Genomic DNA, 15520 nt, shown 5'->3' on the forward strand with positions numbered 1-15520 from the left:
CATCGGTCCAGCGCCTCGTGGCGTATTTCGGGGCCGGAATCGCAGGTGGCCGGCCGGGGCCCGCGCAGCCGTGTCGTTTCGCTCCTGTTTCGGGCCGCGAACAGCGGGGCACACTGGTGGCAGCTTGCGGATGAGCGTCTGCCTCTCCAGCTCGCCGATACCGGCCGGTAACCGCCCCTGACCAGGGGGGTGTTGTCCGCCATGTGGACGAGAAAGTCCACTACCCGGGATATGCGGCATCATGTAACCTGCACGAAATCGCAGAGGGCCAACGTCGTCCCTGTTGCAACTGCACCTCTTGCCAAGACGACGACGGGAGAGCCGATGCTGTCTGCATCCATGCACTCCGACAACGAGCCCCAGGGCAGCAGCCGCTCCCCGTATGCGCTCGTTCCGGATGCGCGACCTGCTGCTCAGGGCCTGTACGACCCACGAAACGAGCACGACGCCTGCGGCGTCGGCTTCGTCGCCACGCTGACCGGCATCGCCGACCACACCATCGTCGAGCAGGCGCTGTGCGTGCTGCGCAACCTGGAGCACCGCGGTGCCACCGGCGCCGAGCCGGACTCCGGCGACGGCGCCGGCATCCTGACCCAGATCCCGGACGCCTTCCTGCGGGCCCAGGTCGCCTTCGAGCTGCCGGCCGCCGGCCACTACGCCGTCGGCATCGCCTTCCTCCCCGACGAGGACGCGGCCGACGCCGCCGCGGTCGCCGCCATCGAGGCGATCGCCGCTGAGGAGGACCTGACCGTCCTCGGCTGGCGCGAGGTGCCCACCGCTCCCGACCTGCTGGGCGCCACCGCCCGCTCGGTGATGCCGCGCTTCCGTCAGCTCTTCCTGGCGGCGGCGAGCGGCGAGCGGACCGGCATCGAGCTGGACCGGGTGGCCTTCGTGGTGCGCAAGCGCGCCGAGCGCGAGGCCGGGGTCTACTTCCCCTCGCTCTCCGCCCGCACCATCGTCTACAAGGGCATGCTCACCACCGGGCAGCTGGAGCCGTTCTTCCCCGACCTGTCGGACCGGCTCTACGCCTCCGCGATCGGCCTGATCCACTCCCGGTTCTCCACCAACACCTTCCCGAGCTGGCCGCTCGCCCACCCCTACCGGTTCGTCGCGCACAACGGTGAGATCAACACCGTCAAGGGCAACCGGAACTGGATGACCGCGCGCGAGTCGCAGCTGGCCACCGACCTGATCCCCGCCAACAAGAACGGGCAGGGTCTCAGCCGGATCTTCCCGATCTGCACCCCGGACCACTCCGACTCGGCCTCCTTCGACGAGGTCCTGGAGCTGCTCCACCTCGGCGGGCGCTCGCTGCCGCACTCGGTGCTGATGATGATCCCGGAGGCCTGGGAGAACCACGCCACCATGGACCCGGCCCGGCGCGCCTTCTACCAGTTCCACTCCAACCTGATGGAGCCCTGGGACGGACCGGCCTGCGTCACCTTCACCGACGGCACCCAGATCGGCGCGGTGCTGGACCGCAACGGCCTGCGCCCGGCCCGGTACTGGATCACCGAGGACGGCCTGGTGGTGCTCTCCTCCGAGGTCGGCGTGCTCGACCTGGACCAGGAGAAGGTGGTCAAGAAGGGCCGGCTGCAGCCCGGCAAGGTGTTCCTGATCGACACCGCCGAGCACCGGATCGTCGAGGACGAGGAGCTCAAGGCCCAGCTCGCCGGCGCGCACCCGTACGGCGAGTGGGTCGCGGCCGGCCAGATCGAACTGGCCAAGCTGCCCGAGCGCGAGCACATCGCGCACACCCACGCCTCGGTGACGCGCCGTCAGCAGACCTTCGGCTACACGGAGGAGGAGCTGCGGGTCATCCTGGCGCCGATGGCGAAGACCGGCGGTGAGGCGCTCGGCTCGATGGGCACCGACTCGCCGATCGCCGCCCTCTCCGAGAAGCCCCGGCTGCTCTTCGACTACTTCGTGCAGCTCTTCGCCCAGGTCACCAACCCGCCGCTGGACGCGATCCGCGAAGAGCTGGTCACCTCGCTGCTGAGCAACCTCGGCCCCGAGGGCAACCTGCTGGCCACCGACGCCGCGCACTGCCGCGCGGTCGGCATCACCTTCCCGGTGATCGACAACGACGAGCTGGCCAAGCTCATCCACATCAACGCCGACGGCGACCAGCCGGGCCTGAAGGCCGTCACGCTCTCCGGCCTCTACAAGGTCTCCGGCGGCGGCCAGGCGCTGGCGGCCCGGCTGGCGGCCATCGCGGCCGAGGCCGACGCGGCGATCGCCGACGGCGCGCGGATCATCGTGCTCTCCGACCGGCACTCCGACGCCGAGCACGCGCCGATCCCCTCGCTGCTGCTCACCTCCTCGGTGCACCACCACCTGATCCGCACCAAGCAGCGCACCGCGATCTCGCTGCTGGTCGAGGCCGGCGACGTCCGCGAGGTGCACCACGTGGCGCTGCTGGTCGGCTACGGCGCCGGCGCGGTCAACCCGTACCTGGCGATGGAGTCGGTCGAGGACCTGGTCGCCCAGGGCACCTTCCTGACCGGGATCGAGCCCGAGAAGGCGATCAAGAACCTGATCAAGGCGCTCGGCAAGGGCGTGCTCAAGGTGATGTCCAAGATGGGCATCTCCACCGTCGCCTCCTACCGCGGCGCGCAGGTCTTCGAGGCCATCGGCCTCGCCCAGGAGACGGTGGACGCCTACTTCACCGGCACCACCAGCAAGCTCGGCGGCATCGGCCTGGACGAGATCGCCAAGGAGACCGCCGCCCGGCACGCCAAGGCCTACCCCGCCTCCGGCATCTCCGCCGCGCACCGCGCGCTGGACATCGGCGGCGAGTACCAGTGGCGCCGCGAGGGCGAGCCGCACCTGTTCGACCCGGACACCGTCTTCCGGCTGCAGCACGCCACCCGCACCCGGCGCTACGACATCTTCAAGCAGTACACCGAGCGGGTGAACGAGCAGTCCGAGCGGCTGATGACGCTGCGCGGTCTCTTCAAGCTGGACGGCAAGGGCCGGGCGCCGATCTCCATCGACGAGGTCGAGCCGGTCTCCGAGATCGTCAAGCGCTTCTCCACCGGCGCCATGTCCTACGGCTCCATCTCGATGGAGGCGCACGAGACGCTGGCCATCGCGATGAACCAGCTGGGCGGCAAGTCCAACACCGGTGAGGGCGGCGAGGACCCGGAGCGCCTGCACGACCCGGCCCGCCGCTCGGCGATCAAGCAGGTCGCCTCCGGCCGGTTCGGCGTCACCAGCGAGTACCTGGTCAACGCCGACGACATCCAGATCAAGATGGCCCAGGGCGCCAAGCCCGGCGAGGGCGGCCAGCTGCCCGGCCACAAGGTCTACCCGTGGGTCGCCAAGACCCGGCACTCGACCCCGGGCGTCGGCCTGATCTCGCCGCCGCCGCACCACGACATCTACTCCATCGAGGACCTGGCCCAGCTGATCCACGACCTCAAGAACGCCAACCCGGACGCCCGCATCCACGTGAAGCTGGTCTCCGAGGTCGGCGTCGGCACGGTCGCGGCGGGCGTCTCCAAGGCGCACGCGGACGTGGTGCTGGTCTCCGGCCACGACGGCGGCACGGGTGCTTCGCCGCTGACCTCGCTGAAGCACGCGGGCGGTCCCTGGGAGCTCGGCCTGGCCGAGACCCAGCAGACCCTGCTGCTCAACGGGCTGCGCGACCGGATCGTGGTGCAGACCGACGGCCAGCTCAAGACCGGCCGCGACGTGGTGATCGCCGCCCTCCTCGGCGCCGAGGAGTTCGGCTTCGCGACCGCGCCGCTGGTGGTCTCCGGCTGCGTCATGATGCGGGTCTGCCACCTGGACACCTGCCCGGTCGGCGTCGCCACCCAGAACCCGGTGCTGCGCGAGCGGTTCTCCGGCAAGCCCGAATTCGTGGTCAACTTCTTCGAGTTCATCGCCGAGGAGGTCCGCGAGACGCTGGCCGAGCTGGGCTTCCGCTCGATCGAGGAGGCCGTCGGCCACGCCGAGCACATCGACGCCGGCGCCGCGATCAACCACTGGAAGGCCGCCGGGCTCGACCTGACCCCGCTCTTCCACGTCCCCGCACTGCCCGAAGGCGCCGCGCTGCACCGCACCACCACGCAGGACCACGCGCTCGACAAGGCGCTCGACAACCAGCTGATCGAGCTGGCCGAGGACGCCCTGGAGCGCGGCGAGGCGGTCCGGATCCAGCTGCCGATCCGCAACGTCAACCGCACGGTCGGCACCATGCTCGGCCACCAGGTGACCAAGCGGTACCGCGGCGAGGGCCTGCCCGAGGGCACCATCGACGTCACCTTCACCGGCTCGGCCGGCCAGTCCTTCGGCGCCTTCGTGCCGCGCGGCATCACGCTGCGGCTGGAGGGCGACGCCAACGACTACGTCGGCAAGGGCCTGTCCGGCGGCGTGCTGGTGGTCCGCCCGGCCCGCGACGCGGCCGCCATCGGCGCCGACGCGCAGGCGCACGTGATCGCCGGCAACACCATCGGCTACGGCGCCACCAGCGGCCGGATCCACCTGCGCGGCAAGGCCGGTGAGCGGTTCGCGGTGCGCAACTCGGGTGCCACCCTGGTGGTCGAGGGCGTGGGCGACCACGGCCTGGAGTACATGACCGGCGGACGGGTCGTCATCCTCGGCGAGACCGGCCGCAACCTGGCCGCGGGCATGTCCGGCGGCATGGCGTACGTGCTGGACCTGCGTCCGGCCAACGTCAACGGCGGTCTGGTGGGCATCGAGGCCCCCGACGCCAAGGACCGCGAATGGCTGCGCGAGACCGTGCAGCAGCACTACGAGGAGACCGGCTCGACGGTTGCCGCCGAGCTGCTGGCCGACTGGGGCAGCGGGGTCTCCCGCTTCTCCAAGATCATGCCGACCGACTACAAGGCTGTGCTCGCCGCCAAGGACGCCGCTGAGCGCGATGGACTCTCCGAGTCCGAGACCACTCGCAAGATGATGGAGGCGGCACATGGCTGACCCCAAGGGCTTCCTGACCACCGGAAAGCAGCTCGCCGAGCGCCGTCCCGTGGACGTGCGGCTGCGGGACTGGAACGAGGTCTACGTCGAGCGCAGCCTGCTGCCGATCATCAGCAAGCAGGCCGGGCGTTGCATGGACTGCGGCATCCCGTTCTGCCACAACGGCTGCCCGCTGGGGAACCTGATCCCCGAGTGGAACGACCTCGCCTTCCGGGACGACTGGGCCGGCGCGATCGAGCGGCTGCACGCGACCAACAACTTCCCGGAGTTCACCGGGCGGTTGTGCCCCGCGCCGTGCGAGTCGGCCTGCGTGCTCGGGATCAACCAGGACGCGGTGACCATCAAGAACGTCGAGGTCACCATCATCGACAAGGCCTGGGACAACGGCGGGGTCCGCCCGCAGGTGCCCGAGCGGCTCTCCGGCAAGACGGTCGCCGTCGTCGGCTCCGGGCCGGCGGGACTCGCCGCCGCCCAGCAGCTCACCCGGGCCGGCCACACCGTCGTGGTCTACGAGCGCGCCGACCGGATCGGCGGCCTGCTGCGGTACGGCATCCCCGAGTTCAAGATGGAGAAGCGCCACATCAACCGCCGCATCGAGCAGATGCGCGCGGAGGGCACCCGGTTCCGCACCGGCGTGGAGATCGGCTCCGACCTGACCGGCCAGCAGCTGCGCGAGCGCTTCGACGCGGTGGTGGTCGCCGCCGGTGCCACCACCGCCCGCGACCTGCCGGTGCCCGGGCGCGAGCTCAAGGGCGTCCACCAGGCGATGGAGTACCTGCCGCTGGCCAACAAGGTCCAGGAGGGCGACTTCGTCGAGGCCCCGATCAGCGCCAAGGGCAAGCACGTCATCGTGATCGGCGGCGGCGACACCGGCGCCGACTGCCTGGGCACCGCGCTGCGCCAGGGGGCGGCCTCGGTCACCCAGCTGGAGATCATGCCGCGCCCCGGCGAGGAGCGCCCCGGCCACCAGCCGTGGCCGACCATGCCGATGACCTACAAGGTCACCTCCGCGCACGAGGAGGGCGGTGACCGGGTCTACTCCGTGAACACCACCCACTTCTCCGGCGATGAGGACGGCAACGTCCAGGAACTCCACCTGGTCGAGGTCGAGTTCAAGGACGGCCGGTTCACGCCGGTGCCCGGCACCGAGCGCTCGATCCCCGCGCAGCTGGTCACCCTGGCGATGGGCTTCACCGGGACCGACGTTCGCAACGGTCTCGTCGAGCAGCTGGGCGCCGAGCTCGACGCCCGCGGCAACGTGGCCCGGGACTCGAAGTTCGCCACCAACGTCGACGGCGTCTACGTCTGCGGCGACGCGGGCCGCGGCCAGTCGCTGATCGTCTGGGCGATCGCCGAGGGCCGCTCGGCGGCCGCCGCGGTCGACGCCTACCTGGGCGGCAAGACCGCGCTGCCCGCCCCGATCCGCCCCACCGACCGCCCGCTGGTGGTCTGACACACCGCCAGCCCCACCGAAAGCCACACCGGGAAAACCCTCCCGCACACCGCCCGCTTCCCAGCGGGCCGCACCAAACCCGTTGCACCGTCAGAGCCGCCGGTCCGCAACGGAGCACGAACGACGGCGCCTGCCCCTCCCCGACCAAGCGGGGGCAGGCGCCGTCGGTGTTCTCCGAGCCTCGGCACGGACATTGCGGGCATGGAATATGGCAAGTATGGTTGACTGTATGGCCTCGAAGAAGATCACAGTCACCATCCCGGAGGAACTCCTGGAGGAGATCCGCTCGGATGCGGCCGAGCGTGGCATTTCGGCGTATGTCGCCGAGGCCCTTCAGTACAAGCGCGACCGAGATCGGCTCCAGGAACTCGTCGGATGGCTTGAGGACGAGCACGGGGTGGTCACGCCCGACGAGCGCGCGGCTGCCCATCGGGAGCTGGACGACCTGGACGCGGAGCACGAGCGCCGCCGGGCCGCTCGGGGCGGGCGCGCCGGAGACGCCGCGTGAAGAAGCGCGGTGAGGGGGCTGCCAAGCAGCTTCGCGTGTTCGTACTGGATTGCGAGGCGCTGTCGCTCGCGGTCCGTGGCGACCGGATGATGATCGCTCGGCTCGACCTGGCCGCCCGGGGCGAGGCCGAGGTCGTGACCTCACCCATGACGTTGGTGGAGGCGTACGACGCCAGGACTCACGAGCAGCGCTGGGACTGGGTGTTGTCCCGGGTCAAGGTGGCCGAACTGGGGCGGGACCAGGCCAGGCAGGCTCGTCGGCTCCTCGCTGAAGCCGGCCTGCATGGTCACAAGTACGCGATCGATGCCATGCTCGCCGTCGTCGCGCTGGGCCAGCAGGGCCAGGTGACGGTCCTCACGTCCGACATCGATGACCTGGAGCGGCTCGTGCCGGATCACATCGTCGTCAAGAAGGTCTGAGTAACGCGATCACCGCGTCAACTCCGTTGCGGAAGATGACGGTTCGTCGGGTGCGCGAGGTGCGCTCCTGGGTGAACTCACAGCTTCCATCCCGTGCTTGTGTCAGTTGGACATGGCAGACTGCGGCCCGGAGCCAAGGTGAGGAGCAGGCGCGATGAGCAGCGGCACCGGTCAGACCGGGAGCGGGGTGACGGTCCGACGGCTGCTGCTGGGGTCCCAGTTGCGCCGACTGCGTGAGGCGCAGGGCGTCACCCGGGAGGTCGCCGGGTACGAGATCCGCGCTTCCGAGTCGAAGATCGGCCGGATGGAGCTGGGCCGGGTCAGCTTCAAGGAGCGCGACGTCGCCGACCTGCTCTCGCTCTACGGCATCACCGACCCCGGCCAGCGCGCCGAGCTGCTCTCGATGGTGCGCGCCGCCAACGCGACGCCCTGGTGGCACGCTTACGCCGACGTGGTGCCCGGCTGGTTCCAGACCTACCTGGGCTTCGAGGAGGCGGCCGGCACCATCTCCTCCTACGAGGTGCAGTTCGTGCCCGGGCTGCTGCAGACCGAGGAGTACGCCCGCACGGTGATCCAGCTCGGCGCGCAGAGCGCCCCGCAGGAGGAGATCGAGCGCCGGGTCGAGGTGCGGATGCGCCGCCAGCGGCTGCTGGTCCGCGAGGGCGGCCCGCGCCTGGTCGCCGTGATCGACGAGGCGGCGCTGCGGCGCCCGTGCGGCGGTCCGGCGGTGATGCAGGGTCAGTTGACCCGGTTGCTGGAGCTGGCCGACCGGCCGCAGATCGAGCTGCAGGTGATGCCGCTGGGCTTCGACGGCCTGTCCGCCGAGACCGGCGCCTTCTCACTGCTGGCCTTCCGCGAGCCCGACCTGGCCGAAGTCGTCTACCTGGAGCAGTTCACCACCGCGCTCTACCTGGACCGCCCGCGCGAGGTGGCCGAGTACGCCGACTCCCTGGCCCGGTTGCGAGCCGACAGCCTGACGCCCGAACGCAGTCGCGAGCTTCTCCGTTCGCTACTCCAAGACGCCTGACATATCAGTAGGATGATCCCCTGTCAGCTTGTGAAGGGGAGCCAGGTGTCGCACTTTTCGGAACTCGCCCTGCAGTACATCGACGGTGAATGGCGCAGGGGCAGTGGTTCCTGGGACATCGTCGACATCAACCCCTACAACGGCGAGAAGCTGGCCGTGATCACGGTGGCCACCGTCGCGGAGGTCGACCAGGCCTACCGGGCGGCCGAGCGGGCGCAGCGCGCCTGGGCGGCGACCAACCCCTACACCCGTCGCCAGGTCTTCGAGCGCGCCCTGCGGATCATCGAGGACCGCGAGCAGGAGATCACCGAGACCATCATCGCCGAACTCGGCGGCACCCACCTCAAGGCCGCCTTCGAGCTGTCGCTGACCAAGGACATGCTGCGCGAGGCGATGCAGCTGGCGATCCGCCCCGAGGGTCGGATCCTGCCCTCGCCGGTGGACGGCAAGGAGAACCGCCTCTACCGGCTGCCGGTCGGCGTGGTCGGGGTGATCAGCCCCTTCAACTTCCCGCTCTTCCTCTCCATGAAGCCGGTCGCCCCCGCGCTCGCGCTCGGCAACGCGGTGGTGCTCAAGCCGCACCAGGACGCTCCGATCGTCGGTGGCACCCTGATCGCCAAGATCTTCGAAGAGGCCGGCCTGCCGGGCGGCCTGCTCAACGTGGTGGTCACCGACATCGCCGAGATCGGCGACGCGCTGCTCGAGCACCCGGTGCCCAAGGCGATCTCGTTCACCGGCTCGGACCGGGTCGGCCGGCACGTGGCCACCGTGGCCGCCTCGCACTTCAAGCGCTCGGTGCTGGAACTGGGCGGCAACAGCGCGCTGATCGTGCTGGACGACGCCGACGTCGACTACGCGGTGGACGCGGCCACCTTCAGCCGCTTCGCGCACCAGGGCCAGGTCTGCATGGCCGCCAACCGGGTGCTGGTGGACCGCTCGGTGCTCGCCGAGTTCACCGAGAAGTTCGTCGCCAAGGTCGCCTCGCTCACCGTCGGCGACCCCCAGGACCCCGCCACCCAGATCGGCCCGCTGATCAACACCACCCAGGCCGACGCGCTCGTCGCCCAGGTCGACCAGGCGCTGGCCGACGGCGCCACCGCGCTGCTGCGCGGCACCACCGTCGGGACCCTGATGGCGCCCGTGGTGCTCACCGACCTGGACCCGCAGGCCCCGATCCTGCGGCGCGAGCTGTTCGGCCCCGTCGTCCTGCTGGTCCCCTTCGACGGCGAGGACGAGGCGGTGGCGCTCGCCAACGACACCCCCTTCGGGCTCAGCGGCGCCGTGCACACCGGCGACATCGAGCGTGGTGTGCGGGTGGCGCAGCGGATCGAGACCGGCATGATCCACGTCAACGACGGCACCATCGCCGACGAGCCGATCGTGCCGTTCGGCGGCGAGAAGAACTCCGGGGTGGGCCGGCTGAACGGCGAGTCCACGGTGGAGGCCTTCACCACGGTCAAGTGGATCTCCATCCAGCACGGGCGCAGCCGCTTCCCGTTCTGATCGGGCGCAGCTCGCGATCGGACGGAGCTGTGATCGAGCGGAGCCCCGAACGGGTGAAATAGGGCATGGCTGGACATACCATCGCAGAGAGGCGTCGATGGGAGGCCAGTGATGACCAAGCGACCGGCGGGCAAGAAGACCAGCGTCAAACTCCGCCGCGGCACCCAGGAGATCCTGGAGCGCCGCGGCATGGCCGCCTCCGGTGGTGGCAGGCCCCGCGCCTTCGGCCCGGTGCTGCACACCGGCACCGGTGGCAGCGCCCCGGTCGGCTACGGCACCTACGCGGCGCTGGCCGGCGAGGCGCCCTTCAGCCATGGCGGGCGCCGGATGACCGAGGAGCGGGCGCTGACCGGTGCGCTGCCCGCGCACGCCGAACTCAAGGGCCACCGGCACCGGGGCGCCGAGCGGCACTCGGCGCACTGAGCGGCAGGCAGCGGAGTAGCAGGGTGTGAGGGCCGGTACGCCGTACCGGCCCTCACCGCTGTGGCGAGGCCGCCGGCGCCGGGCCGTCCAGCAGTTCCCCCACCCGCTCGGCCAGCGCCTCCTCCGGCGGCCGGCCGCCCGGCTCCAGGCGCTGCCAGGAGAGGTCCCGCTCGTAGTGCTCCAGCGCGGCCACCGCCGCATCGACCAGCCGGCTCGGTCGCTCGGGCGCGGCCTCGGAGTCGGTCCGCCGCTCGTTCAGCTTCTCGGTCAGTTTCTCGGTCAGCTGGTCGAGCAGGTAGCGGGCCAGCGTGCCGCCCTGCTCTGGCCAGCGCGCCAGTGCCACGCGCTCGCGCTGCTCGGCCAGCCGTTTCAGCGACTCCGGAAACTCGGTGTCGGGCTCGGGCTCGGGCTGTGAAACCGGTTCGGGCTCGGGCTGGGGATCCGGTTCAGGATCCGGCACCGGCTGCGGTGGCTCGAAGACCACCCCCAGCACCGCCCCCGCCGCATACAGCCCACCCACCACCGCCACCCCGGTCGCCCCGAGCCCCTCGGCCAGCGAGACCCCCAGGCCCAGCACCGCGGCGCCGCTGCCCAGATAGTGCGCCCGGCTGCCGAACCAACCCGGCAGCCCGCCCCGGCGCCGGTTACTGGTAGCCACGGATCTCCTCGAACACCCCGTCCAGCGCGCTCGGCCCCGCGGTCGCGTCGAACAGCTTGCCGCCGGTGGTGTCCGCGATCCCCTGCAACTGGGTCTTCGCGCCCTCGCCGAAGAGGATCGGGAAGACCGGCACCGCCTGGAGAGCCGGCGGCAGCACCTTGTAGAAGGCGGCGAAGTCGTCCGTGGTGGCGCCCTCGTTGCTCTCGCCGTCCGTCATCAGCACGATCGAGGTGAACCGGTCGTCCGCTGCCGACGCCTGCTGCTGCTGTTCGACCAGCTGGTAGGCGTGCTCCAGCGTGCTGTAGATCGCGGTGCCGCCGCCGGCCGTCAGGCTCTGCACGTCCGCCGCGATCGCCGCCAGCTCGGCCTGCGGCGCGGTGGCCGGGACCTGGTGGGTGTGCTCCCACTTCACGCCGTCGGCGAAGGAGATCAGGCTGACCTCCTCGCGCTCGCGGAACCCGTTGGCCGCCAGGCTGCCGCCGGCACCGGTGAGCTGGCCGAGCGCCTGCTTCAGCCCGTCCAGCCGGGGCCCCGCCATCGACCCCGAGGTGTCCAGCACGTAGACCGTCCGGGAGGGCCGGCGCAGCTGGTTCTGGTACGCGGCCAGCAGCGCGTCCGCCACGGCCCGGCTGCCGGGGAACGGCAACTCGGGCCGCCGGTCGGTGCCCAGGCCCGCCCCCGGCGCCACGCCCGGCACCACCGGGCGCCGTTCGGTGGTGTCCGAGATCTCGCGCTGGACCTCGGGACGCAGCAGGTCGGCCGTCAGCCGGGCGAACGCGTCCCGGGCCGGGGCACCGGCCGAACTCAGCAGGGTGAGCGGGTAGTCGGCCGACACCACGCCGTCGGTGGGCCGGATCACGGTCAGTTGGGCGTCGGCGGGCAGCGTGCGGTTCAGCGAGAGCAGCACCGACTCGTAGTTCACCAGCGCGCCCACCGAGGCGCCCGAACCGCCCTGCGCCGCGCGCTGGTAGGCCTGGGCCAGCCAGCCGGAGGAGCCCGAGGTCAGCTTCTGCCCCGTGAAGAAGCTCTGCAGCGCCGGGGCGGCCTTCGTCACGTCGTCCTGGGTGAGCGCCGCCTGGGCGCCGGAGAACGCCGAGGCCAGCCCGATCAGCGCGGAGAGACCCGAGTTGGACTGCGAGGGGTCCGCCATGCCGAAGGTCAGCTTGCCCGCCGTCACCGCCTGGCCCACCTGCGACCAGGTCGTCTTCGCCGGATCCCAGCCGAGCGCCGCCAGCACCGAGGCGCGCACCCCGAGCGCCACCGGCGAGACCATGACCGAGGTCTCCGAGAGCAGCTTGCCGGCCGAGCCCGGGTCCAGCCGCAGGTAGTGGTTGGACCCGAACCAGATCGCGTCGTAGTGCCCGTCCGCCTGGCCCGAGGCGAGGGTCGCGGCGCCGGCCAGGGTGCCGGTGTAGCTGAGCTGGACGGTGACCCCGGTGGCCTTCTGGACGTCCTCCAGCACCGGCTGCATGTCCTGGACCTCGCTGCCGGCCAGCACCCGCAGGGTGTACGGGGCGCCGGAGGACGGCGGGGCGGTGGGGGCGGAGCCGGCGGCGGTGGGGCTGACCGGGCCGGCCGGATCGCTCGCGGTCGGGCCGGGCCCGGGCTTGCCGCCGCTGTCGCAGCCGGTGGCCAGCGCCGCGAGGCCGAGCGCCACCGCGCCCACCAGGGAGCGGCGGGTGATCGGCTCGTTCATCAGCTGCTCCCCGAGGAGGACGCCGCCACCAGCTTCTTCAGGATGTCGGTGGTCGGTGCCGGAGGTTGGAAGGTGCCCAGCGAGCTCAGGTCGAGCGGGAAGCCGGTCTGCTGCTTCTTGGTCTTCGCGGTCAGGGCCTGGACCATCGCCTGCGGGTCGTTGGTGGGCCGGAAGCCGTACTGGGCCTCCAGTTTGATCAGCGTCGGGTCGGTCAGCAGGGCCTGCGCGAGGGCGTCGGCCGGCTTCGTCAACTCGACCACCGTGTGGTCACTCTGGATGTCGATGTCAGGGTAGAGCACCACGGTGTCGTCGGGCAGCGTGCCCTTCATCGCCTGCTCGGCGACCTCGGACTCGTAGGTCCAGCTCAGCGGCTTCCCGGTGTTGGCCACGAAGTCCCGGAACAGCTGGTCGCTACTGGAGAGCAGCGCCCCCTGATTCGCCATCAGGTAGCGCAGAAGCGGGGTGACCTGGTCGATTCCGGTCTGGTCCGAAACCACCTGGCTGTTGTTGGCGAGGTAGGACATCACCGCGAGGTAGAGCGAGGCGGAGGAGGAGCTGTTCGGGTCGGTGGTCGCGACGTAGATCTTCCCGGCCACGTAGCCCGGCCGGGCGCCGCCCGGCAGATCCTCCCAACTCAGCTTGCTCTGGACGTCCTTGAGGTAGGCGGCCATGTGGAAGGTCCAGACGTGCGAGGTCTTGTCCTCGGTCGCCAGGTTGTTCTGCGCCAGGAACTGGGCGGTGTCCGCGTGCGCGATCACCACCAGCGGCGAGTAGAACGGCCGCACCGGCGTGGTGGTGATCGTGGTGCTGATCGCCTTGGCCGCCACCGAACTGGCCGGGAACGCGAAGTCGAAGGGCTTGCCCGTCACGTCGTCGCCCATCTGCCAGGAGCCCGAGTGCTGGACCGAGACCGACAGCCCCCGGGACCGGAAGGCCTGCTGGACCTGGCCGTCGGCGAAGAAGTCCGCCTTCTCCGAGCCGATCACGCCGGAGAGCGCGACGGTGCCGCCGCTCGTCGACCCGGCCTTGGCCGCATGGTGCTGCACCTGGACCAGCACCACCACGCCGATCAGCAGGCACACGGCCACCAACACCCCGAGCAGTCGCCTCATGGCGATCCGATCCCCCGTCCCCTGTTCGCCGTTCCGTTCACGTCCCCGTCGCACTGTAGGGCCAGAGCGTCCCGCCGCCCCCGGAGCTGCGCCTGTCACCACGGTGAACCGGGGGTGAACAGGCCTTCACGGATCCGTATCGGCTCGGTTCTCCCGTACCCGATTTCGTTGTTGATCAAGCGATGTCACGGCGCGTCAGAAAGTTCAACGAAGCTTTGCGCAGTGGTCACATGACGGTCCGTCGGAACGTCGTTGTTACGCGCGGGTAATGCATACCCTCGGAGCCATGCGCCGAGCAAAAATCGTCTGTACTCTCGGGCCCGCCGCCGACTCGTACGACCAGATCAAGTCCCTGGTCGACGCCGGAATGGACATCGCCCGCTTCAACCTGAGCCACGGCTCCCACGCCGAACACGAGGAACGGTACCGCCGGGTCCGCAAGGCCGCCGACGAGACCGGCCGAAGTGTCGGCATCCTGGTCGACCTTCAAGGTCCGAAGATCCGCCTCGGCAAGTTCGCCGAAGGCCCTGTACTCCTCGAACGCGGCGACGAGTTCACCGTCACGGTGGAGGACGTCTCCGGTGACCGCGAGCGCTGCGGAACCACCTACCCCGGGCTCGCCAACGACGTCGCGCGCGGGGAGCGGATCCTGATCGACGACGGCCGGGTCTGCCTCGAAGTCACCCACGTGGACGGCCCGCGCGTCCACTGCATCGTCATCGAAGGCGGCCTGATCTCCGATCACAAGGGCCTCAACCTGCCCGGAGTCGCCGTCTCCGTGCCCGCGCTCAGCGACAAGGACGTCGCCGACCTGCGCTGGGCCCTGCGGATCGGTGCCGACCTGATCGCCCTCTCCTTCGTCCGCAGCGGCAAGGACATCGAGGACGTGCACAGCGTGATGCGGGAGGAGAACCGCTTCCTGCCCGTCATCGCCAAGATCGAGAAGCCCCAGGCCGTGGAGAGCCTGGACTCGATCGTCGACGCCTTCGACGGCATCATGGTCGCCCGCGGCGACCTGGGCGTCGAACTGCCGCTGGAGCAGGTCCCGCTGGTCCAGAAACGCGCCATCAAGCTGGCCAAGCGCAACGCCAAGCCGGTCATCGTGGCCACCCAGATGCTCGACTCGATGATCCACGCCTCCCGCCCGACCCGCGCCGAGGCCTCCGACGTCGCCAACGCCGTGCTCGACGGGACGGACGCGGTGATGCTCTCGGGCGAGACCTCGGTCGGCAAGTACCCCATCGAGACGGTCAAGACCATGGGCCGGATCATCGAGGCCGTCGAGGAGGAGGTGCTGGACGCCGGCCTGCCCCCGCTGACCGCCCGCAACAAGCCCCGCACCCAGGGCGGCGCGGTCGCCCGCGCCGCCGCCGAGATCGGCGACTTCCTGGGCGCCAAGTACCTGATCGCCTTCACCCAGAGCGGCGACACGGCCCGCCGCCTGACCCGGTACCGCTCGCCGATCCCGGTCCTGGCCTTCACCTACGAGCCCGCGGTGCGCAGCCAGTTGTCGCTCACCTGGGGCGTGGAGACCTTCCTCGGCCCGTTCGTGCCGACGACCGACGAGATGGTGGCCCAGGTGGACGCGCAACTGCTCAGCCTGGGGCGGTGCGAGCGCGGTGACGTCGTGATCATCACCGCGGGGTCACCGCCCGGCCTCGCGGGGTCGACGAACCTGGTGCGGGTGCACCACGTGGGGGAGTTGGACAACTGACGTCGTCCGTCGCAGGGTGGGGGCGTCCGCGTGGAGCGGGCGCCCCCACTGCGTGTGGGGCCG

The 15520-nt window shown here is 70.7% G+C and carries 11 protein-coding genes; 8 read left to right on the plus strand and 3 right to left on the minus strand.

The genetic code is table 11. The annotated features are described in order from the left end of the window. Positions 1 to 339: 339 nt before the first annotated feature. The 7 genes from gltB (at position 340) to P3T41_RS01510 (ending at position 10277) form a co-directional block, all read left to right on the plus strand. Positions 340 to 4944, plus strand: coding sequence for a glutamate synthase large subunit (gene gltB, locus P3T41_RS01480; protein ID WP_280687317.1), 4605 nt, complete (start codon positions 340 to 342; stop codon positions 4942 to 4944). Next, a complete protein-coding gene (locus P3T41_RS01485; RefSeq protein WP_280687068.1) occupies positions 4937 to 6397 on the plus strand; it encodes a glutamate synthase subunit beta in 1461 nt (486 codons plus the stop codon). Before gltB ends, P3T41_RS01485 begins: the two co-directional genes overlap by 8 nt. A 229-nt stretch (positions 6398 to 6626) precedes the next feature. Further along, on the plus strand, positions 6627 to 6905 hold the full coding sequence (locus P3T41_RS01490; protein ID WP_280687069.1) for a CopG family transcriptional regulator: 279 nt from the start codon (positions 6627 to 6629) through the stop codon (positions 6903 to 6905). Further along, a complete protein-coding gene (locus tag P3T41_RS01495) occupies positions 6902 to 7324 on the plus strand; it encodes a PIN domain-containing protein (RefSeq protein ID WP_280687070.1) in 423 nt (140 codons plus the stop codon). The genes P3T41_RS01490 and P3T41_RS01495 overlap by 4 nt, the downstream gene beginning before the upstream one ends. 154 nt (positions 7325 to 7478) lie before the next feature. Further along, positions 7479 to 8351, plus strand: coding sequence for a helix-turn-helix transcriptional regulator (locus P3T41_RS01500; protein WP_280687071.1), 873 nt, complete (start codon positions 7479 to 7481; stop codon positions 8349 to 8351). A 45-nt stretch (positions 8352 to 8396) separates the two neighbouring features. Then, entirely contained in the window at positions 8397 to 9854 is a 1458-nt protein-coding gene (locus P3T41_RS01505) for an aldehyde dehydrogenase family protein (RefSeq protein WP_280687072.1), read from the plus strand. Between the two features lie 111 nt (positions 9855 to 9965). Next, positions 9966 to 10277: a hypothetical protein gene (locus tag P3T41_RS01510; RefSeq protein WP_280687073.1), complete on the plus strand. Its 312-nt coding sequence runs from the start codon at positions 9966 to 9968 to the stop codon at positions 10275 to 10277. Between the two features lie 52 nt (positions 10278 to 10329). Here the strand turns inward: P3T41_RS01510 and P3T41_RS01515 are convergent, their stop codons facing one another. Genes P3T41_RS01515 through P3T41_RS01525 form a run of 3 tightly spaced genes read right to left on the minus strand, consistent with a single transcriptional unit; the run spans position 10330 to position 13743 of the window. Continuing rightward, entirely contained in the window at positions 10330 to 10935 is a 606-nt protein-coding gene (locus P3T41_RS01515; RefSeq protein WP_280687074.1) for a hypothetical protein, read from the minus strand. Then, positions 10922 to 12631: a VWA domain-containing protein gene (locus tag P3T41_RS01520; RefSeq protein WP_280687075.1), complete on the minus strand. Its 1710-nt coding sequence runs from the start codon at positions 12629 to 12631 to the stop codon at positions 10922 to 10924. Before P3T41_RS01520 ends, P3T41_RS01515 begins: the two co-directional genes overlap by 14 nt. Then, the gene (locus P3T41_RS01525; RefSeq protein ID WP_280687076.1) at positions 12631 to 13743 is read right to left on the minus strand and encodes a hypothetical protein; all 1113 of its coding nucleotides are present in this window, start codon (positions 13741 to 13743) and stop codon (positions 12631 to 12633) included. The genes P3T41_RS01520 and P3T41_RS01525 overlap by 1 nt, the downstream gene beginning before the upstream one ends. Positions 13744 to 14011: 268 nt before the next feature. On the opposite strand from P3T41_RS01525, the gene pyk reads away from it, so the two are divergent. Next, positions 14012 to 15457 (plus strand): pyruvate kinase, encoded by a 1446-nt coding sequence (pyk, locus tag P3T41_RS01530; RefSeq protein WP_280687077.1) that lies wholly within the window; start codon positions 14012 to 14014, stop codon positions 15455 to 15457. The last annotated feature ends 63 nt before the right edge of the window (positions 15458 to 15520 follow it).

It is taken from the genome of Kitasatospora sp. GAS204B, assembly GCF_029892155.1.
Classification (GTDB): Bacteria; Actinomycetota; Actinomycetes; order Streptomycetales; family Streptomycetaceae; genus Kitasatospora.